Origin of the sequence: Tardiphaga sp. vice154, from assembly GCF_007018645.1 — a bacterium.
Taxonomy (GTDB): domain Bacteria; phylum Pseudomonadota; class Alphaproteobacteria; order Rhizobiales; family Xanthobacteraceae; genus Tardiphaga.
In genome coordinates, this window is the sequence record NZ_CP041399.1 from 5,301,627 (window position 1) to 5,324,432 (window position 22,806).

General features: G+C 65.1%; 22 protein-coding genes. 7 read left to right on the plus strand and 15 right to left on the minus strand.

The window, feature by feature from the left end; translation table 11 throughout:
- Positions 1 to 19: 19 nt before the first annotated feature.
- A complete protein-coding gene (locus tag FIU28_RS24870) occupies positions 20 to 220 on the plus strand; it encodes a hypothetical protein (RefSeq protein ID WP_143575752.1) in 201 nt (66 codons plus the stop codon).
- Between the two features lie 3 nt (positions 221 to 223).
- Here the strand turns inward: FIU28_RS24870 and FIU28_RS24875 are convergent, their stop codons facing one another.
- From FIU28_RS24875 to FIU28_RS24910, 8 genes are all read right to left on the minus strand, one after another.
- Entirely contained in the window at positions 224 to 952 is a 729-nt protein-coding gene (locus FIU28_RS24875; RefSeq protein WP_143575753.1) for a DUF2786 domain-containing protein, read from the minus strand.
- Positions 953 to 962: 10 nt separating this feature from the next.
- A complete protein-coding gene (locus FIU28_RS24880) occupies positions 963 to 1,289 on the minus strand; it encodes a (2Fe-2S) ferredoxin domain-containing protein (protein WP_143575754.1) in 327 nt (108 codons plus the stop codon).
- Between the two features lie 184 nt (positions 1,290 to 1,473).
- On the minus strand, positions 1,474 to 2,253 hold the full coding sequence (locus tag FIU28_RS24885) for an ABC transporter ATP-binding protein (protein ID WP_143575755.1): 780 nt from the start codon (positions 2,251 to 2,253) through the stop codon (positions 1,474 to 1,476).
- Positions 2,253 to 3,308 (minus strand): dihydrodipicolinate synthase family protein, encoded by a 1,056-nt coding sequence (locus FIU28_RS24890; protein WP_143575756.1) that lies wholly within the window; start codon positions 3,306 to 3,308, stop codon positions 2,253 to 2,255. Before FIU28_RS24890 ends, FIU28_RS24885 begins: the two co-directional genes overlap by 1 nt.
- Positions 3,309 to 3,312: 4 nt before the next feature.
- Positions 3,313 to 4,134, minus strand: a complete 822-nt coding sequence (locus FIU28_RS24895) for a GNAT family N-acetyltransferase (RefSeq protein WP_143575757.1) — start codon at positions 4,132 to 4,134, stop codon at positions 3,313 to 3,315.
- Positions 4,121 to 5,158 (minus strand): NAD-dependent epimerase/dehydratase family protein, encoded by a 1,038-nt coding sequence (locus FIU28_RS24900; protein ID WP_143575758.1) that lies wholly within the window; start codon positions 5,156 to 5,158, stop codon positions 4,121 to 4,123. The genes FIU28_RS24895 and FIU28_RS24900 overlap by 14 nt, the downstream gene beginning before the upstream one ends.
- A 12-nt stretch (positions 5,159 to 5,170) precedes the next feature.
- Entirely contained in the window at positions 5,171 to 5,929 is a 759-nt protein-coding gene (locus FIU28_RS24905; RefSeq protein ID WP_143576395.1) for an ABC transporter permease, read from the minus strand.
- A gap of 282 nt (positions 5,930 to 6,211) precedes the next feature.
- On the minus strand, positions 6,212 to 6,859 hold the full coding sequence (locus FIU28_RS24910) for a TetR family transcriptional regulator (RefSeq protein WP_143575759.1): 648 nt from the start codon (positions 6,857 to 6,859) through the stop codon (positions 6,212 to 6,214).
- A gap of 116 nt (positions 6,860 to 6,975) precedes the next feature.
- Between FIU28_RS24910 and FIU28_RS24915 the strand changes: the two genes are divergently transcribed.
- Positions 6,976 to 7,980, plus strand: a complete 1,005-nt coding sequence (locus FIU28_RS24915; RefSeq protein WP_143575760.1) for an ABC transporter substrate-binding protein — start codon at positions 6,976 to 6,978, stop codon at positions 7,978 to 7,980.
- A gap of 208 nt (positions 7,981 to 8,188) precedes the next feature.
- Here FIU28_RS24915 and pyrC read toward each other — a convergent pair whose 3' ends face one another.
- The 4 genes from pyrC to FIU28_RS24935 form a co-directional block, all read right to left on the minus strand.
- The gene (gene pyrC, locus FIU28_RS24920; RefSeq protein WP_143575761.1) at positions 8,189 to 9,283 is read right to left on the minus strand and encodes a dihydroorotase; all 1,095 of its coding nucleotides are present in this window, start codon (positions 9,281 to 9,283) and stop codon (positions 8,189 to 8,191) included.
- A gap of 184 nt (positions 9,284 to 9,467) precedes the next feature.
- Positions 9,468 to 10,835 carry an MFS transporter gene (locus FIU28_RS24925; RefSeq protein WP_143575762.1) on the minus strand — a complete coding sequence of 456 codons (1,368 nt, stop codon included), beginning with the start codon at positions 10,833 to 10,835 and terminating at the stop codon, positions 9,468 to 9,470.
- 76 nt (positions 10,836 to 10,911) lie between these two features.
- Positions 10,912 to 12,441, minus strand: a complete 1,530-nt coding sequence (locus tag FIU28_RS24930) for an aldehyde dehydrogenase (protein WP_143575763.1) — start codon at positions 12,439 to 12,441, stop codon at positions 10,912 to 10,914.
- An 11-nt stretch (positions 12,442 to 12,452) separates the two neighbouring features.
- Positions 12,453 to 13,088: a GntR family transcriptional regulator gene (locus FIU28_RS24935; RefSeq protein ID WP_143575764.1), complete on the minus strand. Its 636-nt coding sequence runs from the start codon at positions 13,086 to 13,088 to the stop codon at positions 12,453 to 12,455.
- Positions 13,089 to 13,208: 120 nt separating this feature from the next.
- Between FIU28_RS24935 and FIU28_RS24940 the strand changes: the two genes are divergently transcribed.
- Entirely contained in the window at positions 13,209 to 14,006 is a 798-nt protein-coding gene (locus FIU28_RS24940) for an alpha/beta fold hydrolase (RefSeq protein ID WP_143575765.1), read from the plus strand.
- A gap of 44 nt (positions 14,007 to 14,050) precedes the next feature.
- Here the strand turns inward: FIU28_RS24940 and FIU28_RS24945 are convergent, their stop codons facing one another.
- Together FIU28_RS24945 and FIU28_RS24950 are read right to left on the minus strand one after the other, a co-directional pair.
- The gene (locus tag FIU28_RS24945) at positions 14,051 to 15,427 is read right to left on the minus strand and encodes an NAD(P)/FAD-dependent oxidoreductase (RefSeq protein WP_143575766.1); all 1,377 of its coding nucleotides are present in this window, start codon (positions 15,425 to 15,427) and stop codon (positions 14,051 to 14,053) included.
- On the minus strand, positions 15,424 to 15,831 hold the full coding sequence (locus FIU28_RS24950; protein WP_143575767.1) for a nuclear transport factor 2 family protein: 408 nt from the start codon (positions 15,829 to 15,831) through the stop codon (positions 15,424 to 15,426). The genes FIU28_RS24945 and FIU28_RS24950 overlap by 4 nt, the downstream gene beginning before the upstream one ends.
- Positions 15,832 to 16,012: 181 nt before the next feature.
- On the opposite strand from FIU28_RS24950, the gene FIU28_RS24955 reads away from it, so the two are divergent.
- The gene (locus tag FIU28_RS24955) at positions 16,013 to 16,795 is read left to right on the plus strand and encodes a sulfite exporter TauE/SafE family protein (protein WP_143575768.1); all 783 of its coding nucleotides are present in this window, start codon (positions 16,013 to 16,015) and stop codon (positions 16,793 to 16,795) included.
- On the opposite strand, the gene pdxR is transcribed toward FIU28_RS24955, so the two are convergent.
- Positions 16,796 to 18,310, minus strand: coding sequence for a MocR-like pyridoxine biosynthesis transcription factor PdxR (gene pdxR, locus FIU28_RS24960; RefSeq protein WP_441351659.1), 1,515 nt, complete (start codon positions 18,308 to 18,310; stop codon positions 16,796 to 16,798).
- A 252-nt stretch (positions 18,311 to 18,562) separates the two neighbouring features.
- Between pdxR and FIU28_RS24965 the strand changes: the two genes are divergently transcribed.
- From FIU28_RS24965 to FIU28_RS24975, 3 genes are read left to right on the plus strand one after another with little or no spacing between them, the layout of a single operon-like run.
- Positions 18,563 to 20,161 carry an amidohydrolase gene (locus FIU28_RS24965; RefSeq protein ID WP_441351644.1) on the plus strand — a complete coding sequence of 533 codons (1,599 nt, stop codon included), beginning with the start codon at positions 18,563 to 18,565 and terminating at the stop codon, positions 20,159 to 20,161.
- On the plus strand, positions 20,158 to 21,174 hold the full coding sequence (locus tag FIU28_RS24970; RefSeq protein WP_143575771.1) for a CobW family GTP-binding protein: 1,017 nt from the start codon (positions 20,158 to 20,160) through the stop codon (positions 21,172 to 21,174). Before FIU28_RS24965 ends, FIU28_RS24970 begins: the two co-directional genes overlap by 4 nt.
- Entirely contained in the window at positions 21,161 to 22,792 is a 1,632-nt protein-coding gene (locus tag FIU28_RS24975; protein WP_143575772.1) for an ABC transporter substrate-binding protein, read from the plus strand. The genes FIU28_RS24970 and FIU28_RS24975 overlap by 14 nt, the downstream gene beginning before the upstream one ends.
- Positions 22,793 to 22,806 lie beyond the last annotated feature (14 nt).

The following is a 22,806-nucleotide window of genomic DNA, read 5'->3' on the forward strand; positions in this document are numbered from 1 at the left end:
AAGACGGCAGGAGGCCGCCATGAACCACTCGCTTCACAGTGCAGACCGCTCCACGCATCTGAAGATCGTGGCGATGGCCGTTGTGGCCGGTATCGCCCTCGCCGGGTTCGGCGTCGCCGCCCGCAGCGGCAACCAGGACGGCGCCACCCAGACCGCCAAGGTCATCAAGGCCGGCAAGCCGGTGATGGTGACGACGTCCGGCACTTCGGCGGTGCGGTAAGCGCTAGTTCCGGGATTTCCCCGCCCCGATGCCCGGATGGATCGCCAGCGAGGCGCCGGCCACGCCGCCGGCTTCATAGGCGGTCATCGACACCATGCGGCGACCGCCGCGCGACGTCTTCAGGTTCATGTCGAGCTTGGCGAATTCGGCCTCGACCACCGAGGCCTTGACCATCACCAGCGCCCGACCCGTGGTCTCGCCGACATGGTCGCGTTCGGCCTTCATGGCCATCAGCTTGTCGGCGATCGACGCCACCATGCCCAGCGAGAATGACGAATTGGCCAGATGCCGCTCGTTGTGACGGAACTTCTGGTACTCGCGCGAGGTCTTGAAGCGACCGGTCTCGGTACGCACGGCGGTGTCGACCAGTTCGGTCAGATAATGCGCGACCTCGATGTCGGCGCGCAGGCCGAAGAACACGTAGCGGCTCTCGCCGGACTCGTTTTTTTCGCGCCATACCCGGCAATCGCAGAATTTGGCGATGGCGCCGATGCAGTCGTCGAGCGGGATGCGCTTCTTGCGATAGGTCTCGAAGCTGCGCCGCTCGCAGGCGGCCGCACGAATCTCGACATCGGTCAGCGACAGGTCGTAGCGGTCGAGCAGCTCGGCGACCTTGGCGGCGGCCGACAGCGCCTCGTCCTCGGTGCAGCCATTGTCGATGGTCTTGGCGCGCAGCGCCTGGATCCGCGAGCGCAGTTTGTCGAGCGCGGTGGGGTCGGAATGTGCGTCCACGGACAAGCCCCTATTTGCCGCCCTGCGCGCCGGCTTCCGGCATCAGGATCGGGGCAGCCTTAGCGGCTGAATCGCCATCCGCCAACAGCAGGTACTCCCCCCGCTGCAACGTCGCGGCACTAGCGACCACAACCGCGCGCTTCGGGCAGATTCCGAGGCACGACGTCAACACCACCCGCGCCGGCTTTTCGCCGCGCTCCTGCGCCAGCCTTTTGGCCTCGGATTTCAGCCCGCGCCGCAACGCCTTGCCGTCGTCGATGCGGCCGAGGCATTTCTTGCAGACGAAGATGGGCTGGGGACGGCGCGGCGCGATGGTGACGAGAGAGGATTTGGGCATGGCCGGGATATAGGAACGCGCGCCGCTTCTCGGTAGGGCAGGAAGTTGGGGAACCCGAATGGTTGGCCCCGCCCTATCCTTCGTCATTGCGAGGAGCGAAGCGAAGCGGCAATCCAGAAAGCAGCGAATTCAACAAGAACTGGATTGCTTCGTCGCAAAAGCTCCTCGCAATGACGAGGAGAGGTCAGTGTCCGGAACTCATCCCCAGCCCGGCATAGATGCGGCGGGCATAGACGCCGAACGCGTCGGTGGTCTTGATGTCCAGCGTGCGCTCCGCCGGCAGGTCGATCGGGAAATACTCCGCCATACGCGCCGGCCCCGCGGTCAGCACGGCGCAATGCGAAGCGAGGAACACCGCTTCCTGGATGCTGTGGGTGACGAACAGGATGGTCTTGCCGCTCTCGCGCCAGATCCGCAGCATTTCGAGGTTCATCTGCTCGCGCGTCAAAGCATCGAGCGCGCCGAACGGTTCGTCCATCAGAATCAGCTTGGGATCATGGATGAAGGCGCGGGCGATCGCGGTGCGCTGCTGCATGCCGCCGGAAAGCTGCTGCGGGTATTTGTCCTCATGCCCGGCCAGGCCGACCATGTTGAGCAGGTCGCGGGCGCGGGCGCGGGCGGCCTTCATCGGCAGGCCGACGATTTCGGCAGGCAGCAGAACGTTGTCCAGGATGGTGCGCCATTTCAGCAGCAGCGCCTGCTGGAACACCATGCCGATGTCGCGGCCGGGATCGAACGGCGTGGTCGCATTGCCAATCTCGATGGTGCCGCCATCGGCGCTGTGCAGGCCGGCGAGGATTTTCAGCACCGTGGTCTTGCCGCAACCGGACGGGCCGACCAGCGAAACCAGTTCGCCCTCGGCAACGTCCATCGTGACGTCGGATACCGCGAGGAATTCCTTGCCCTGCGAACGGTAGACCTTGCGCACGTTACGCAGGCGGATGAAGGGCTCGCGCTCGGCCATCACGACAACCACTTCGACAGGTTGGTCGCGACGAAGTCGTCGTCGCTGAGGTCGGCATGTTCGCGGCAGACGCGATCGATCTCCTGCATCTGGCAGGGGCTGAGACCCTCGGCCGGATCGAGGCACCAGATGCCCTGCAGCAGGCCCTGCCGACGCAGGATCTCGTGGCAACCGGCGATGCAGCCGTGAAAATTGTTGGCGACGTCGAAGAAGGCGCTGTTGCAGTCGGTGACGCGGGCATCGAGCGCCAGCAGATCCGCCGGCAGGTGATCGCCCCCGCGCGCCGCCTGGCAGCGTTTGAACTGCATCACCGCGCTGGCGGTCCACACCGACCAGTGGCCGAGCAGCCCGCCGCGGATGTTGACGCGGGTGGTGACGCCCTGGTCGCGCAGGTCGAACGGCAGCGTGAGATCGAGCAGGATGTGGTCGTCATTGCCGGTGTAGAGCGTGACGCGATCGAGCGCGCCGGCCGCCAGCACGCCGCGCAGCACGTCGAGCGTGCGGTAGCGGTTAAACGGCGCCATCTTGATGGCGATGACATTATCTATCGCGGCAAAGCGGCGCCAGAAGTCGGAGCTCAACAGCAACCCGCCGACGGCGGGCTGCAGGTAGAAACCGATCAGCGGGATTTCGCGAGCGACGGCCTCGCAATGCGCGATAATGTCGTCCTCCGAAGCGGATTTCATCGCGGCCAGACTGAGCAGGCCGGCATGATAGCCGATGCCACGCGCGGTCTGCGCTTCCGCCACGGCCTGCGCCGTGGGACCGGCCAGACCGGCGACCAGCGCCAGCGGGTTGTTCGTCCAGGCCGCAGCGGTTTCGGCGGCGAGCTCGAGCACCGGCCGATACAGCCCGACCTCGCGGATGGCGAATTGCGTGGTGTGGACGCCGACCGCGAGGCCGCCCGCGCCGGCGTCGATGTAATAGCGCGTCAGCGCGCGTTGATGCGAGACGTCGAGCTGTCGCGTCGCATCGAGCGCCAGCGGATGGGCGGGGATCACCGTGCCTTCGGCGATCAGGCCGCGGACGTCGGACTTCATCTCGCTGTGATGCATGGCGCTATCCATATTCCGGGCCGGCGCCGGCGAAGGCCGGCGCTGATGCTGTGACGTTGCTGCGGACGAACCGCATGCGCTGGAACGGACGTTCGGCGCTCCAGCCGGACGCGGTCAGGTTGTCGATGAAGCCGTGGTCGTCGCCATTGACGTCGGTCAGCAGCGCGACATTCTCCGATTGCACGATCGCCGCCAGCAGCCGCGCGGCGGAAGCGGCGTCATCGGCCAGGAGCGGGCCGACGTGGCGCGCGCTGCGGCCGTCGCGGATCAGCGCGATGGCGCCGCCCTGCGCGACGAGGCGCGAGCCGTCACGTCCACACAATTCCTGCAACATTGCGCGGCGGTCAAAACCCGTTGCCCGCCCATCACGCGCCACCAATTCCTCGAAGTCTCCCGCTAGCAGCGGCACTTTCGTCGCCATAGCCGCAGCATGGCGCATCCGCAGCATCCTGCCCGTCGGCGTGAAACCCAGCCCGCCGTAGACGGCCGCGCCCGCCGGCGTTGCGTCGAGCCAAGCGGTGCGGCTCTGCCGCGTCGCCTCCTCGATGCAGGCATCGACCAGGCGGGTGGCAAGCCCCCGGCGCTGACGGCTTGCGGTGACCAGCACCATGCTGATCCACGCATTTCCCTGCGCATAGGGCAGAAGGGCTGCAGTGGCGATCAGGCCGACGTCGCGCTCGACGATGCCGAACACGATGCCGCTCGCCAGGAAGAAGCGCCAGTCGGCCTCGTTCTGATTCCATTGAGCCTCGGTCGACAACGCCAATGCCGCCGCCGCATCGCCGGGCTGCAGGTGGACGATCGCAACGCTGTCAGTAGCGGCCATCGCGGACCTCGTATTTGGTCGGCTTGCCATGACTTGGCATCGACCTCGCTACCCAGTCGCAAGTCCAGGCGATCATCTGGTCGACATCGACGATCGGCAGGCCGAACAGGCTTGTCGCAAGCGAGACGTCGGTGAGCCAGGCGGTCGGCTGCTCGCTGCCGGTGATGATCGGGGCACGACCCAGGCGCGCGCCAATCCGGGTGGCGAGGTCGCGCACCGTGAGAATCTCATGGCCGCTGACATTGATCGGGGTGGTCGGCGCGTCGCAATGCGCGAGACAACGCAGCGCCTGCGCGGCCGCGTCGCCCTGCCAGATGAAATTGACGTGGCCGAGGCTGACATCGATCGGCTTGCCCTGCACGATCTTCATCGCGATGTCGTGCAGGACGCCGTAGCGCATGTCGATCGCATAGTTCAGCCGGAACAGCCGGCCCGGCGTCTCGAACTTGCGCGAAAAATACTCGAACATCCGTTCGCGGCCGACGCAGGATTGCGCATATTCGCCGGGCGGATCGGGCTGCAGGCTTTCATCGGCGCCCTTGCCCGTCACTGGGACGAAGGGATAGACGCAGCCGGTGGAGAACGCGACGATGCGGCTGTTCGGAAACGCCTGCGCGATCATGGCCGGGACGTAGGCGTTCATCGCCCAGGTCAGCGAGAGGTCGCCTTCCGCGCCGAACTTGCGGCCGGCCATGAAGATAATGTTGGGGGACTTGGGCAAGGTCGCGATCGCGTCCTCGTCGAGCAGGTCGCAACTGATGGTTTCGATACCGCGCGCCTCGAGCCAGGCTTTCGCCTCGGGATCGCTGAAGCGCGCGACGCCGATCACACGACGGTCCGGCTGTGCGGCCTTGGCAAGCCCGGCCAGCGTCGGCCCCATCTTGCCGGCGACGCCCAAAATCATGATGTCGCCGTCGAGGCCGGCGAGATCGTCGATCAGCGCCTGGCTCGGCCGGCACAACAGATCATCGAGCGCTTCGAGATCGGGGATGGTGTCGGGCAGCGTGTCGCGGGTCAGCAGCATGTCGTCTTCCTATTATTGTTGTAGCCGGACATCGCGCACCACGAACAGCCGCTCGCAGCCGAGCACCAGGCCGTAGAGAGCGACGCCAAGCAGCGTCAGCAGCACCACCGCCATCAGCATTGCCGGCGTATCGAGCGAGGCCTGCACCTGGATCATCAGGTAGCCGAGGCCGCGTTCGGAGGCGATGAACTCGCCGACCACGGCCCCGGCCACCGCCAGCACCGCGCCGACCTTCATGCCGGAAAACACGTAAGGCAGCGCGCCGGGCAACTGGATCTTGCGGAACAGCGTCCAGCGCGAGCCGCGCAGAGATTTGACGAGATCGAGCAGGTCGGGTTCGACCTCGTTGAGGCCACGCGCGGTGGTCAGCAGGATCGGAAAAAAGCAGATACTGAAGGCAATGAGGATGTTGGGGAAGATGCCGTAGCTGAACCAGACAATGAACAGTGGCCCCAGCGCCACTTTCGGAATCATGTTAAGCGTGACGAACAGCGGCAGTAGCGCGAGGCTGAGAAGCGGCGACCAGCAGAACAATACCGCCATGCCGACGCCGACCAGTGCGCCGAGGGCGAAGCCGCCGGCGATTTCTGCGGCCGTGACCAACGTGTTGGAAAGCCAGGAATAGTTCGACTGGCCGAGCGTCTTGATCACCGCCAGCGGCGACGGCAGCACGAACTTCGGTACCTGGAAGGCATCGACCAGGACCTGCCACAGCACGATCACGGCGAGATGGACGATCACGATGACCGCCAACGACCGAGCCGTCCGCATTCCGCCGCTGGACACCGCGTGCTCCTTGTGCCGTTTCGCGCCACGGGTGCCGCGGCGGATCCGGGAAGCCTAGCGGGATCGCCGGCGGGTTTCAACCATATGGTTGATTATTTTGGAGGCGGCGCTTGGGAAGCTTTGGTTTGTCACGACGATCACCGCTGTCATCGCCCGGCTTAACCGGGCGATCCATTATACGCTGGCCGGCGTGTACAGGGTCACCCGGTCAAGCTGGGTGACGACAACGGTGTTCGGGGCGGCGTCAATCAGACTCTGCACATACCATCACGACCGAAGCGCGTGCATCACGAGGTCGACGACGTGCCTGCGGCGGGCGCTTTTCGACGCCTTGCTGGTCAGGTCCTTGCCGAAGATCGCCGACAGCGTAGGCGTGTTGGAAAAGAAGAAATAGCTCAATCCGGCGATCGAGATGTAGAGCTGCACCGGGTTGATCCCCTTGCGGAAGGTCCCTGCCTTGACGCCCTCGCCGAGGATCTTCGACACCATGTCGACCAGCGGCGAATGCATCGCCGTCAGCTTGCGCGAACCTGCGACATGCGACGCTCCGCCGCGGTTCTCGTCGTTGAGCAACACGATGAAATCGGGATGCGCCGCGAGGTGATCGAACGACGCCTCGATCAGTTTCCGGATCGCCTTCTCCGGCGGCAGGCCCTCCAGATTCAGCTTGCGCTCCTGGGCGCGGATTTCCTCGTAGACCCACTCCAGCACGGCCAGGTACAGCGCGTCCTTGTCGCCGAAGTAGTGATAGACCAGCTGCTTGTTGACGCCGGCGCGGGCCGCGATGTCGTCGACACGGGCGCCGGCCAAGCCGCTCTGCGCGAATTCGCGCCGGGCGGCGACCAACAGCTTCTGCCGGGTGGCGACCGGATCGCGCTTGCGCGGTTCAACGGCAGATGATCGTTGTTTCGGCATATCCAACCAGACAGTTGACAATTGACGGCGTCCTCTGTTGCATTGGTAGACGCCCGCGGGATTGGCGGCAAGCATTGCACGACAATCATCTCATTGCCCAACCAAGGAGAGTTGCCATGAAGCGCCTTCGAACCTTCGGCCTGGCTCTGGCGCTGCTTGCGCCGGCTGTTTCTGCCTCCGCCGGAGAATCCGTCAACCTGATCCTGAACTGGACGCCGACCGCCGACCACGCGCCGTACTACTACGCCAAGGCGCAGGGCTGGTACGAGAAGGCTGGCATCGACCTCAACATCGAGGTCGGCAAGGGCTCCGGCGTGTCCGCAGTGAAGGTCGGCTCCGGCGGCTCGGCGTTCGGCATAGCCGACCTCGCGACCATGCTGGTGGCCAAGAGCAAGGGCGCCGACGTGGTCGCGCTGATGAGCGTCTATGCCAACACCGGGCAGACGTTCTACTGGCTGAAGAGCTATGGCGTCGACGGCCCGAAGACTTTCCCGAACCACAAGATCGGCAATCCGCCGGGCGACGCCTCGCGCGTAATGTGGCCGGCCTTTGCCAAGGCCGCCGGCATCGCGCCGGATGCGGTAAGCTTCGTCAATATCGGCCCGACCGCCAAGATCGCTTCGCTGAAGAGCCACGCGGTCGACATCATCAGCGACTTTTACAACGAGCACGACCAGAAGGTGAAAGAGTTCGGCGACGACCTCGGCTACATCAACTGGAAGGATATCGGGCTCAATCCCTACGGCAATTCGGTGATCGTAAACGGCGCGTTCCTCGCCAAAAACCCCAAGCTGTCGGAAGATTTCATCCGCGTCACGCAGAAGGCGTTCGCCGCTTGCGTCGCCGATGTCGATCCCTGCCTGCAGGCGCTGCTCGCGGCCGCCTCGGGCCTCGACAAGGAGAACCAGCAGAAGCAGTGGGAGCGCATCAAATTCCTGATGACCGACGATTTCACCACCACCAAGAGCCTCGGCTGGATCGACGCCGGGCGCATGCAAAAGGACTACGAACTGGTGCAGACCTATCTCGGCATGGAAAAGCCGTTTGCGGTCGATAACGCGTTCAACACCAAGCTGCTCGACCCTTCCATCAAGATGGACGCCAGCAAGGTGAAGAAGTAGTTCCGCGGAACACGCCGGCGCCTCTTACCTCTCCCCGCCGGGGAGAGGTCGTCATTCGCGCAGCGAATGGCGGGTGAGGGGGCAGAGCCCCCTCGATCGAAAGTTGGCCCCTCACCCGACCGGCTTCGCTGCGCTTCGCCGGTCGACCTCTCCCTGGTCGGAGAGGTATTAGAGCGTCGCTGCTTTTACTCTGATTCCTGAAACAGAATTAACGGCGTACTTCGCCCAGCGACCACGGCAGCATCTCGTTGCCGCGGAACACGACGATCTCGTCGTCGTCCACGGCCACCGCCGCCGGCATGGCGCTCGGCTTGCGCAGCAGTTCGATGGTGCCCTCATTCGGCTTCAGCCCATGGAAGCGCGCGCCATTCAGCGAAGTGAAGGCCTCCAGATGCTGCAGGGCGTTTTCCTCGTCGAATACCTGGGCATAGGTCTGCAGCGCGGTGGCGCCGGCGAATACGCCGGCCGAGCAGCAGCTCGCCTCCTTGTTGCTCGCGGTATGCGGCGCGGTGTCGGTGCCGGCGAAGAAGCAGGTCGCGCCCGAGGTCACCGCGCGGCGCAGCGCGAGGCGATGGTGCTCGCGCTTGGCGACCGGCAGGCAATACAGATGCGGCCGCAGCCCGCCCTGGAACAGCGTGGTACGGTTGATCATCAGGTGGTGCGGCGTGACGGTGCCGGCGACGCGCGGCGCGTGCGCCTTGACGATCTCCACCGTCTCCTGCGTGGTGACGTGCTCGATCACCACCTTGAGCCCCTGATAATCTTTCAGGAACGGCAGCAGCACCTGCTCCATGAACACCGATTCGCGGTCGAAGATATCGACCGCGGGATCGGTCGCCTCGCCGTGGATCAGCACCGGCATGCCGATCTTCTCCATCCGCTCCAACACCTTTTGGATCGCTTTGAGGTCACGGACGCCATGCGCCGAATTGGTGGTGGCGCCTGCGGGATAAAGCTTCGCGGCGAGCCAGACGCCTTCGGCATGGCCCTTCTCGATCTCGTCGGCCGAAGTCTGGTCGGTGAGGTAACACGTCATCATCGGCTGGAAGTCGCAGCCCTCCCCGCGCGCCGCGAGGATGCGGTCGCGATACTCCGATGCCATCGCCACGGTGGTCACCGGCGGCACCAGGTTCGGCATCACGATGCCGCGGGCGAATTGCGCCGTGGTGAACGGCAGCACTGCGCGCAGCATGGCGCCGTCGCGCAGATGGATGTGCCAGTCGTCGGGCCGCCGGATCGTCAGGCTTTCGGTGGACTGAGCCTGCGGCTTCGCCGCGGCGTCAAACAGGGTGTCGAGGGTCATCAGAACATCTCCGCAGGGATGTTGCGCATCACGGCAATGTGTCGGACAAAGTCAAGCCATTCGGGGGCTTGTGTGCGGCCGCGCCATCAGAATCGCTCAGCGAAGGCCTTGATCCAGCCGTAAATAAAAGAACCGGCGAAGGCAGTGCCATTCGCCGGTCCTTTCTTTCACGCCATTGCTTGGATCAGGACGTCTGCTTCAGCGCGACGGGGGCGGCGTCCTCGCTTTTCAGCTCTTCCAGCCGGCGGTGCCGCGTCTCGATCCCGAAGCCTGCCACGGCGATGATCTGTACGATCAACAGCCCGATCATCAGCGACATCACGCCGGCGACGCCGCGCGCCTCGAACAGCATCACCACCAGGAAAGGCGTGACGATGGTAGCGCCGCGACCCAGCGTATTGACAATGCCCGAGGCCCGCAGCCGCACTTCGGTCGGGAACAGTTCGGGGATGTAGATGCCGAACAATAGCGCCACCAGCACGTAAATCGGGATCGTCAGCAGGAAGCCGACGGCCGGCAGCATAATCGGATCCGAGATCATCGGATAGATGATGCCCAGCACCACAGCGATCAGCGACGAGCCGATGATCGTCGGCTTGCGGCCCCAGCGATCCGCGGTCAGCGCGCCGATGGCGGAACCGACCGGGGCGCCCAAGGCCATCAGCAAGGCATAGCTGAACGAAGTAGCGACGCTCAGCCCCTGTTTGATGAAGAACACCGGCAGCCAGGTGACGAAACCGTAGAGCAGCGTGTTGATGGTGATCAAGCAGATCGAGCCCACGATCATCCGGCTCAGCAGTGGCTGGGTGAACAGCGTCGAAATATTGCTGGACGGGGCCACCGCCGGCGCCAGCGCGGGGGTCGGCAGCGGCTGGCCCTGCGACGCCTCGCGCTCAATGGTCTGCATCAAGGCTTCCGCCTCCTCCTTGCGGCCGACGGCTTCCAGCCAGCGTGGCGATTCCGGCAGGTTCTTGCGCAAGTACCAGACGACCAGCGCGCCGATGCCGCCGAGCACGAACATCGCTCGCCAGCCGAACTGCGGCACGACGAAGGACGCCACCAGCAGTGCGACGGGCAGGCCCGTGACCACGCATACCGCCATCAGCCCGAGCCACTTGCCGCGCGACTTGGCGGGTACGAATTCGGTCATGGTGGAATAGCCGACCACGTTTTCGGCACCGAGGCCGATACCCATGAAGAAGCGGCAGATAATCAGGATGGTCATATTCGGAGCGAATGCGGCGGCCAGCGAGGCGACGCCGAACAGCAGCAGGTTGAACTGGTAGCTGAAGCGGCGGCCGAAGCGGTCGCCGACGAAGCCGGTGCCGAACGATCCCACCATCATGCCGACGAAGGTCATCGAGATGAAGATCGCGTTCTCGCCGAGCGTGGAAAATCCGGTCTTCAAGGTCACGCCGAGCACAGTACCGGCGAGATAGATATCGAAGCCGTCGAAGAACATGCCAATGCCGATCAGGGTCATGATGCGGTAGTGGAATGGTCCGATCGGAAGCCGATCGAGGCGGCCTCCGGCGTTGACTGAAGTCGGCATGGGCGTTTCCTATGTTGATGGGGTGCGCCGGACGGCTGCGTCTCTGTGGACTTTGGCAGCCGCCCGTTTCGATCTGTTAGTTCAGGCGCTTCTGGCCCGCCGTGTCGCGGTACCAGTCGAAATCCTTCTCGGCCGTGGCCACCATGACACTCTTGGTGTTGAAGTGCGTCTCGAAGCTCTCTGTGCCGAATTCGCTGCCGATGCCGCTGTCATCGACGCCGCCCCAGGGCGATGCCGGATCGAGCCGGTGGTGGTCGTTGACCCAGACGATGCCGGCGCGGACGCCCGCGGCGACGCGGTGGGCGCGGCCGACATTATTGGTGCGAATCGCCGCCGCCAGGCCGAACGGCGAGTCATTGGCCAGCCGCAGCGCGTCGGCCTCGTCCTTGAACGGCGTCACCGAGGTGAACGGTCCGAACACTTCCTCCTGGAAGATCCGCATGTCGGCGCGCACATCGGCAAACACCGTCGGCTTGACGAAGAAACCGCCGGCATGGCCCGGCACTTCGGCGGCAATGCCGCCGGTGACGAGACGCGCGCCGTCTTCATGGCCGAACCGCGAATACATCAGCACACGGTCGCGCTGCTTGGCGGAAATCACCGGACCGAGCTGCGTCGCCGGATCGAACGGGTCGCCGATCCGGATCGACTCCGTCTTGCGCAGTAGCTTCTCGACGAACTCGTCGTAGATCGTATCCTGCACGATGTGCCGGGAGGCGCAGACGCAGGTCTGACCGGCGCCAATGAAGGCACCGAACGCCGCATAATTGACGGCCTGGTCGATATTGAAATCGTCGAACACCATCACCGGCGTCTTGCCGCCGAGCTCCATGGTCTGGTGCGCGAACACTTTGGCGGCGGCGCTGCCGGCGATGCGGCCGGCCTCGGTGCCGCCGGTCAGCACCAGCTTGTTGATGTCGGGATGCTCCGCCAGCATCTTGCCGGCGTTCTGGCCGAGGCCGAGCACGACATTGAACACGCCATTGGGCAGGCCGGCTTCGGTAAAGATCTGCGCCAGCTTCAGCGTGGTCAGCGGGGTATATTCCGACGGCTTCACCACGGTGGTGCAGCCCGACGCCAGCACGGCGGCCAGCGACTTGCACATGATCATGAGGGGATGATTGAACGGCGTGCAGTTGGCGACGACGCCGATCGGCGTGCGCAAGGTGTAATTCAGATAATCGCCCTCAACCGGAATAACCGAATCGCGGCGCGACAGCGCGAGGCCGGCGAAGTAGCGGAAGAAGTCCGGCAGCCGGCCGAGCTGGGCGCGCGTCTCGTTGAGCGGACGACCGTTGTTCAGGGTCTCCAATCGATACAACGTATCGAGATTCGCCTCGAACGCGTCGGCCAGCTTGTTCACCAGCCGCGCGCGGCTGCGGATATCCATGCCGCCCCATTCCTTGCTCTCGAAGGCGGCGCGCGCGCTCTTCATGGCGCGGTCGATATCGGCGGAGGTCGAGTTCGGAATCTGCGCGATCACTTCGCCGGTGGCGGGGTTGTGGACGTCGAGCAGCGTGCCGTCGCCGGCTTCGATCTGTCGGCCATCGACGAAGTTGCTGTGCGTCTCGACCTTGAGCGCGGTCGGATTGGCGGGAATATTCATGGGGATGTCTCCTAGATAATGACGGCGTTCCTGGCCAAGGCTGGCAGGACGCGTTTCTCGGTCTTCTGGATGTGGGCCCGGATGATGCGGGCGGCGGCGCGGCCATCGCGACGCTGCATCGCGTCGATCAGGTCGGCATGTTCGGTCACGAGCTGCGCGGGATCGTGGCCTTTGACGTTGGCGAGGCTGACGCGGACCAGTCGGTCGGCCTGCCCGATCAGGTCGCACGCCGCCACCGCCATGCGGCGGTTGCCGGACGCATAGGCCAGGGCGGTGTGGAAGGCGCGGTTGTAGGTGATGAACTCCTGGCGATCACCAACGAAGGTGCGGAATTCATCCAGCGCCGTCAGCACCGCGGCGGGCGCGTGTTCGATCGCCTCGGCGACGCAGGCGGGCTCCAGCGCCAGCCGGAAGCGCAGAAGGTCGCGCGCATCGGCCAGCGAAATCGGGTTCACCCGGTAGCCCTGTCGCGGCTGCACCGTCACCAGATGCTCGCGCTCCAGCCGCAGCAAGGCCTCGCGGACCGGCTGACGGCTGACGGCATAACGCTCGGCGAGGTCCTGCTCCCGCATATCATCACCCGGCGCAAAGCGGCAGGTCAGGATATCATCGCGCAGCAGATCGTAGATATTATCCCGCAAAAGCATCGTTTTTTCCGATTTTGTTCGTCAAACCTGACACACGTAAAATATCACGTCAACCCGTACTGAGCTTGAACTGTCCGTGAAATGCCGTATCAATGGCGGGCAGCAACGAGGAGATTTTCGATGGACCAGCTTTTTGCCGACGGGACCGTGAACGCCAGCATTGCCGGCAATGGTCCGCCGCTGGTGCTGTTTCATTCGCTGCTGGCCGACCGCGGCAGTTTCGAGCGCATCGTGCCCGAGCTCGCGAAGTCGTTTCGCGTGATCGTGCCGGAGCTGCCGGGATTCGGCGCGTCACGCGCCGTCGACGGCGGCCTTGCCGCGGTCGCCGATCGCATGGCCGCCTTCTTGCGCGAGGCGACGGCGGGCGAGTACGCGATCGTGCTCGGCAATGGCTATGGCGGCTTCGTCGCGCTGCAGATGGCGATTCGCCATCCGGGCATCGCCAAACAACTCGTACTGGCGGATTGCGGCGCGGCGTTCTCGGAACCCGGCCGCGAGGCATTTCGCAACATGGCGGCAGCGGCGCGCGGTAAGGGACTGGCCGCGATCACACCGGTGGCGATGCGCCGGCTGTTCGCCCCGGAATATCAGGAGGCGCACCCCGATCTGATGCGCGAACGCGAGGCGGCGTTCCTGCGCACCGACGTCGATGTCTTCCACGCGGCCTGCCTTTCACTGGCGGGGCTCGACCTGCGACCGGAGCTTGCGAAAGTGACCGTGCCTGTCCTGGTGATGGTCGGCGATCAGGACGAAGCGACCCCACCGCCGATGTCCGAAGAACTGAGCGCCCTGCTGCCCGACGCGCGCCTGCACGTGCTGAAAGGCTGCGCCCACGTGCCGCCCCTGCAGGCGCCGGAGGCGTTCCTCGACGCCATCGCGCCATTCCTGACCAACGGCGCGCAGACCCGCGGCGCCTGATCAATGCGACCGCGGCCGTCCTCGGATGTTGAGGGCCTCCGAAATCACGCCGCCTCGTCGCGCATCTGGTAGAGGCGGTACAGCATGCGCTGGCCGATGCGGCGGAACGACGTGAACGGGTGCGGCGGCAGCGGCGAGGTGAAGATCGGCAGGTCCTGCGCCGCGAAGCGCTGGCCGCCGATCATCTGCGCCATGCGACGGCCGGCCTGCGCCGAATAGGACACGCCGTTGCCGCCGTAGCCGAGCGCATAGAACAGCGTCTGCTTCGGGTCCGGGCGGAAAATGCGCGGCATCATGTCGTGGCTGACATCGACCCAGCCCCACCAGGAATAATCGATCTCGATTCCGGTCAGGGCCGGAAACTTGCGGTGCAGACCATCGATCAGCAGTTGCAGGTGGCGCGGATGCGCGGCGTCGGCGCCGGTGATGGCGCTGCGGCTGCCGATCTGGACGCGGTTGTCCGGCAGCAAGCGATAGTAATAGCGCAGCGTGCGGGTGTCGGTGATGACCTGGGTGGTGCGAAAGCCGGTGACGTCGAGTTCGGCCGGGGTCAACGGCCGCGTCACGATCGAATTCGACAGGATCGGCATGCAGCGACCGCGCAAGGCCGGCGTCAGGCCACCCGCCGTATAGGCTCCGGTGGCGATGCCGACGGCGCGGGCGCGCACGGTACCGCCCGGCGTGCGCAGCGAGTGGATGCCGCCGTTCGTCATGATCTCCAGCACCGGACTGCCGGGATGCACTTTGGCGCCGAGTTCGCGCGCCATGCGTTGATAGCCGAACGCAAGCCTGGCGGCATGTACGCCGGTGCCGAGCGGCTCGTGCAGCGCGCCGACGGCTTCGGCCTCGTTGAGATAATCGCGGCGCACGTCTTCGGCCGACAGCATGTGCGTCTTGTAGCCGAACACCTCGTTCTGGACGCGAGATTCCGCCGCGAGATGATCGAGCGCGCGCTGGCGGTGCGCGATATGCAGATGCCCGCCGCGCTGCGGCTCGCAGTCGATGTTGCCGGAGGCAATCAGCTCTTCGAACGTCTCGAAACCGTCCTGCACCTCGGCGTGCAGCTTGAGCGCGATATCGCGGCCCCAGCGTTCGATCCATTGCGAGCGCGACAGCCGGCCGGCGGCGTTCTGGCCCTGCCCGCCATTGCGCGTGCTGCAGCCCCAGGCGACGCCGTTGGCTTCCAGCACAACGGCCTTGATGCCGAACTCGCGCGCCAGGAAGATCGCGCAGGCCAGACCCGTATAGCCGGAACCGATAATCGCGACGTCGGCGTCGATGTCGCCGCTGACCGGACCGTCATCCTCCGGCGGCGTACCGGCGGTGTCGACCCAGTAGGTCGGCGCGTATCGCCGGTTGCGGCCGGGGCTGGCGGAGACCAGCGGATCGTAATGCGGATCGTACGGCGCCTGCGAGGTCATGGCGTCGCTACCTCAGAGGGCAGCACCGGCCGATCCTTGCGGAAGGCGCTCTTGCGCGAGAGCTTGTCGCCGCTGAAGGTGAAGAGATCGCAGCCTTCGGCCTCGATGCGGGTGCCATTGGCGGCGGTCCCGCGAAAGATCCATTCCGACAGGCCGCGGTCGCCGAACACCGAATGCGCCGTGCAGGTCCAGCTGACATCGGGCATCGCGCCCCACACCGCCTCGAACGCCGCCTGGACGTCCGCGGTGCCCGTGATGCGACGGCCGAACATTTCGGGACCTGCGGCGGTGTCGAACACCACGTCGTCGGTCATGCATTCCATGACACCCGGAGCGTCGTGCTTGTTGAAGGCTTCGAACAGGCGGACGAGCAGCGCTTCGCGCCGGCTCTGCAGATCGGACATGGCAATGCTCTTTCATCTCAACGCTGGCCATCGCCACGGCGACGACGGGACTCACGATGCCAGCCTGCTCGCCGCGCGATTAGGGCCAGTTGCGGCGCGCCATCCGGCCAGACCGATCTGGCCCGATCAAAGGCCGCGAGTGGCCCCTTCGCTTGTCCGGCAAAAACCGGCATGGTCCGGCATGACTGATTTGCTGCTTTCGCTCGGTACGCTGGGCCCATTGCTGACCCCGCGCCTGATCGCTCTGTCGGTCGCCGCGGTGTTTTTCTCGGCTATCCTGCGCGGTTTCACGGGCTTTGGCTTCGCGCTGGCGGCGGTGCCGCTGCTCGGCATGTTCATGTCGCCGACGCAGGCGGTGCCGATCGCCATCGGGCTGCAACTGATGGGCAGCCTGCTCGATTTCCGCCACGCGACAAAAACCTGCCACTGGCCGTCGCTGCGCTGGATGATGCTGGGCGCGGCTCTCGGCTCGCCGATCGGCGCGCTGGTGCTGAGCCAGGTGCCCGCCCCGGTGGCGCGGCTGGTCATCAGCGCGATCACGCTGCTCGCGGTGCTGGCGCTCGGCCGCGGCTTTGCCCTGCCGGCGATGCCCGGCCGGGCGGTGACGGCGATCACCGGCTTTGTCGCCGGCCTCTTCAACGGTCTTGCCGCGATGCCGGGCCCGCCGGCGGTGGCATATTACATGTCGGCACCGGTCCAGCGCGCCACCGTGCGCGCCTCGCTGATGGTGTTCTTCCTGCTGACCTCGGTCGCCGCGATGATTTCGGGACTCGCCATCGGCCTGATCACGGTCCAGACCTTCGCCCTGTCGCTGCTTGGCCTGCCGGTGATGTGGATCGGCACAAGGATCGGCCACCTCGCTTTCATTCGCAGCAATGACGCGATGCACCGCCGCGTCTCTATCGTCAGCCTCGGCGTGATCGCTTTGGTGAGCGCCGCCAAGGGCATCAGCGAGCTGTTGTAGTCACGACATTTTCGCGATCAGCCGGCCGAGGCGCTCAAGACCGGGCTCGATGCGGTCGGTGCGGATCGAGGAAAAGCCGAGCCGGAAGCAGCGCCGCTGCGCGCCCTCGACCATCGAGAACACGTCGCCGGGCTCGATCACCACGCCTTCGTGGCGCGCCAGTTCGGCGAGCTGGGCGGCATCGACTCCCGGCGGACAGGTTACCCAGTAGCTGGTGCTGCCGGCGCCGCGAAGCCAGCCGCAGCCGGCCAGATGTTTCGGCAACAGCCGGTCGATGACGCGGGCGCGCTCCAGCAGCACGCGCGAAACCCGCGCGAGATGCGAGCGGTAATGGCCGAGGCCGATGAACAGCGCCACGACGCGCTGATTGTTGAGCGGCGGATGCCGCAGCATCAGGCGGCGCAGCGCGCGCAATTCGCGGATCACGGGCGCAGGCGCCACGACATACCCAAGCCGCAAGCCGGGCGCGAGCAATTTGGAGAAGCTGCCGACATAGAGCACGCGGTCATGGCGATCGAGGCTCATCAGCGGTGGCAGCACGCTTCTTTCCGCGATCAGTTCGCTCTCGTAATCGTCCTCGACCAGCAGGACGTCGTGATCCTGCGCCTTTTTCAGCAGGTCGAGCCGGCGCGCATAGGACATCGGGACCGTCGTCGGGCACTGGTGGCCGGCGGTGACATAAGCAAGATCACAGCCCGCGAATTCGGCGTCGGGTACCAGGCCGTGCTCATCGACCTGCAACGGAACGATGTTGCCGGTCAGCATGCCGAAGATGTTGCGCGCGTCGGGATAGCCGGGATCCTCGAGGCCGACGCGGGTTTCAGGCTTGGTGAACAAGGTCGCGATCAGATACAGCGCATGCTGCGCGCCGATCGTCATCATGATTTCGTCCGGCCGGGCGCGGATGCCGCGGCGCGGCAGCACCTGCAGCCGGAGCTGCTCGATCAGCGCGGGATCGTCCTCGTCGATGGTGTCGCGCGCCCAGTTGTTGATCTCCGGAACGCTGAGCGCCGCACGCGCGCTTTCGCGCCAGTCATTGGTCGGGAACAGGCTGGGATCGAACTGGCCAAAGATGAACGGGTACGGGTAGTCCTGCCAGTTCAGCGGCTTGACGATGTTGCGATGGGTCGAGGGGCGAACCGCGTAGCGATCGCTCCAGCGCGCGGCGTCCAGTTCGATCGCCGCAGGCCTGATCGAAGCGGCCGTTGCCATATGCTTCGGCAGGCCGGCGACGAAATAGCCCGAGCGTTCGCGCGACACCAGAAAGTTCTGATCGACCAACTGCTCGTAGGCAATGACCACGGTGTTGCGCGACACCTGCAGCAGGGCCGCCAGTTCGCGGCTCGACGGCATCCGCACGCCCAGCGACAGCCGGCCGTCCTCGATCGCCGCATAGATCATCTGCCGGATCTGCAGTTGCAGAAACGGGCCGCGGCGATCGAGATCGAGAAACAACGAGCCCCAGAACAGCCCGTCGCTGATCCCCGATGAAACCGGCCGGGCCTCGGCTGCCATTCGGCTGGAACGTGAATTCGCCATCAAGAGCTCCGCGGGAAGCAGCACCACGCCATCTTCCCGATTTCCAATCCATTCACCGAGCAAAAGCCGCGCCAGCATCTCGAAAAGATGCCGGGCACTGGCCCCATTCGTGCATACTATCTGGCGCTGGCTAGGCGCAATCCAGAGCCGCACGCTTCGATCACAACATTTCGAGGATAGCCAGTGCACGCGGATACAGTGATCTTTTCGGCCCGCAGAATCGTGACGATGAATCCGTCGCGCCCGCAGGCGACGCATGTTGCAGTGCGTGAGGGGCGCGTCGTTGCGGTCGGCAGCCTCGCGGAAGTCGGCGGCCATGGCGCCACCGTCGATGAGCGCTTCAAGGACAAGGTGCTGCTGCCCGGCTTCGTCGAGGGCCACAGTCACATCATGGAAGGCATGATGTGGAATTTGCCCTATGTCGGCGCCGGCGACCGTCGCTCCCCGGAGGGCAAACTCGTCAAAGGCCTGCCGGATATCGAGGCGATTGTCGCGCGTTTGCAGCAGGCCGAAGCGGAGATGACCGATCCCGACGCGCCGCTATTTGCCTGGGGCTTCGATCCCCTGCACATCGGCAGCCATTCGCTGACGCGGCAGGATCTCGACCGCGTCTCCACCACGCGGCTGATCATGGTGGTCCACGCCAGCTTCCACATCAGCAACGTCAACAGCCTGGTGCTGGAGAAGGCCGAGCTGAACCGCACCACCAACATTTCCGGCGTGGTGATCGGCAGCGACGGCGAGCCGTCCGGCGAAGTCCAGGGCATTGCCGCGCGCTTCCGCGTCTTCCGGGTGATGGGCGTCAATCCGCTGTCCGGCAATCTCACCATCGACGACGTCAACCGCTACGCTTCCTCCGCCTGCGTGCAGGGCGTCACCACCATCACCGACCTGCACAATGATCTCGCCGAGCAGACCGTCGAGGTCTATCGCGCCGCCAGCCGGCGCGAGGATTTCTCGGTGCGGCTGGTGCCGGCGCTGGCCTCGGTGTCGCATACGCCGGAACAGGGCATCGAGAAGCTCGCGGCGCTGAAGCTGACGAACAACGACAAGCTGCACTACGGCATCGTCAAACTGGTGGTCGATGGCTCGATCCAGGGCTTTACCGCGCGGCTGCGCTGGCCGGGCTATCATAACGGCGCGCCGAACGGCCTGTGGTACATCGCGCCGGAAGAGTTGCCGGTTATCGTCGAGGCCTATCATCGCGCCGGCGTGCAATTGCACATCCATACCAATGGCGACGAAGCCACCGAAGTGGCGCTCGACGCCGTCGAGGCCGCGCAGATTGCTGCGCCCCGGCCGGACCACCGTCACACGCTACAGCATTGCCAGATGGCCGACGCCGCGCAGTTCCGCCGCATGAAGGCGCTCGGCCTGTGCGTCAATCTGTTTGCCAACCATCTCTATTACTGGGGCGACTCGCATTACGACCTGACGATGGGCCCGGAGCGCGCGCACCGGCTCGACGCCACCGGCACCGCCGAACGCGTCGGCGTGCCCTACGCGATTCATTCCGACGCCCCGGTGACGCCGCTCAGTCCGCTGTTCACCGCATGGTGCGCGGTCAACCGCATCTCGTCCGGCGGCCGCGAACTCGGCAAGGCGACCGAGGCGCTCACGGTGCAGCAGGCGCTGGCCGCAGTCACGATCGGCGCCGCCTACACGCTGAAGATGGACCATCTGGTCGGCAGCATCGAGACCGGCAAATATGCCGACTTCGCGGTACTCGACGAAGATCCGTTCGAGGTCGCGCCCGATGCGATCCGGGACATCGCCGTATGGGGCACCGTGGTCGGTGGTCGTGTCCGCGAGGCGCCCCGCGCATGACGGCCAAGCCGATGACGATTCCCGTGACCGTCGTGGGTGGCTTCCTCGGCGCCGGCAAGACCACCTATCTCAATCACCTGCTGCGCACCGGGCGGTCGCGCACCGCCGTGCTGGTCAATGATTTCGGCGCGGTAAATATCGATGCCGGGTTGATCGCGAAGCATGACGGCACCACGATGACGCTGACCAATGGCTGCGTGTGCTGCAGCATCGGCGGCGGCTTCCTGGATACGCTCGGCAGGATCCTCGACGACGCCATTCCCTTCGATCACATCATTATCGAGGCATCGGGCGTCGGTGATCCCTGGCGGATTGCGGAGATCGCACTGGTCGAGCCCAGCCTGCGGCTAAACGCGGTGGTCGTACTCGCCGACGCGACGCGGATCGAAACGTTGCTCGCCGACCCACGCGTCGGCGACACCGTGCGCAACCAGTTCGACCGCGCCGATCTGGTGCTGCTTACCAAGACAGACCTCGTCGGCGAGAGCGCGACCCGCGCCGCAGCCGCCGCGATCGCAGCTTTGCGCGACAGCGTAACGATCGTCGCGACGTCGCCGCAGGCAATGCCGGATCTTCCCGGGATCGGCAAGACATCGACCTCGCCGTTCCGGGCCGACGCGGTGGCGGATACCGCTATCCATGAGCAACTCTTCAAACGCTGGACCTTCCGGCGTCCGGGCGCCTTCGACCGCGCCCGGCTGGAAACCGCGCTGCATGCATTGCCGCCGTCGCTGCTGCGCCTCAAGGGCGCCTGCCCCTGCGATACCGGTGCCCTGCTGCTGCAGATGGTCGGACGCGACTGGTCGCTGACGCCGGTGGCCGAATCGAAGGATCACGATATCCTGCTGGTCGGAGTCGGCACCGTCGATCTGCCTGATACCACCCAACTCGATGCCATTCTTGACCGCGCGCTGGCTGCGCCCCTGCCTTTCACCAACGCGCACGGCGGGTTTCAGCCGCCCGCGGCTTTATTCCATCCCTTGCAAAAAGGACCGCCCCATGCCGTTGAATGACCCGTCGTTGAAACTGACGGCCTCGCGAAGGACGCTTCTCAAAATCGCGTTCGGCCTCACCGTGCTGCTGGCGGATGCGGCGAGCCACCTCGCGCCGGCTGCCGCCGCCGATGGCGGCACGCTGGTGATGGCCACGTCGCAGGTGCCGCGGCATTTCAACGGCGCGGTACAGTCCGGCCTCGCCACCGCGATGCCCTCGACGCAGATTTTCGCCAGCCCGCTGCGCTATGACGAAAACTGGAATCCCAAGCCCTACCTCGCGGAATCCTGGGAGGTCGCCCCGGATGGAATGTCGGTCACGCTGAAGCTCGTCAAGAACGCCGTATTCCACGACGGCAAGCCGGTTACTTCGGAAGACGTCGCCTTCTCGATCATGACCATCAAGGCCAACCATCCGTTCCAGACCATGCTGGCGGCTGTCGACAAGGTGGAGACGCCGGATCCGTTCACGGCCATCATCAAGCTGTTGCATCCGCATCCGGCTTTGCTGCTGGCGATGTCGCCGGCGCTGATGCCGATCCTGCCCAAGCACATCTACGGCGACGGGCAGGAGATCAAGGCGCATCCGGCGAATCTGAAGCCGGTCGGCTCCGGCCCGTATCGCCTCACCGACTACAAGCAGGGCGAGTACTATACGCTCGAGAAGTTCGACAAGTTCTTCATTCCGGGCCGTCCGAAGCTCGACAAGATCGTGGTGAAAATCGTCTCCGACAGCAATGCCGCGATGGTCTCGATCGAACGCGGTGACGTCAACGCGCTGCCCTTCGTGGTCGGCGTCCGCGACATCGAACGCCTCGAGAAAATGCCGGGCGTGACCATTACCAACAAGGGCTTCACCGGCGTCGGTCCGATCAACTGGCTGGCCTTCAACACGAAGAAGAAGCCGCTGGACGACGTCCGCGTCCGGCAGGCGATCGCCTTTGCTGCCAACCGCGACTTCATCACCAGCAAGCTGATGGCCGGAAAGGCTGCCGCCGCCACCGGCCCGATCGCGCCGGGATCGCCGCTCGATGAACCCAACGTCGAGAAATACAAGCTCGACCTCGCCAAATCCGGCGAATTACTCGATGCCGCCGGCTATCCCAAGAAGCCGGACGGTTCGCGGATGTCGCTGACCATCGACTACATCCCCGGCGCCGACGAACAGCAGCGCAACGTCGCCGAATATCTGCGTTCGCAGTTGAAGCGCGCCGGCATCAACCTCGAAGTCCGCGCCGCGCCGGATTTCCCAACCTGGGCACAGCGCATCTCCAGCTTCGACTTCGATCTCACCATGGACACCGTTTTCAACTGGGGCGACCCGGTGATCGGCGTCGACCGCACCTACCTCACCAGCAACATCCGCAAGGGCATCATCTGGTCCAATACCCAGCAATACAGCAATCCCAAAGTGGACGAGTTGCTGGTCGCTGCGGCCCGCGAAACCTCGCCCGACAAACGCAAGGCGATGTATTCCGAATTCCAGAAGATCGTGGTCTCGGACGCGCCGATCTATTTCGTCAACGCGGTGCCCTACTACAACGCCTTCAGTAAGGGCCTGTCGAACCTGCCGACGACGATCTGGGGCATGATGTCGCCGCTCGACGAGATCAGCTGGGACACGCTGCCGAAGAACTGAGGTCGTCGTTTCGC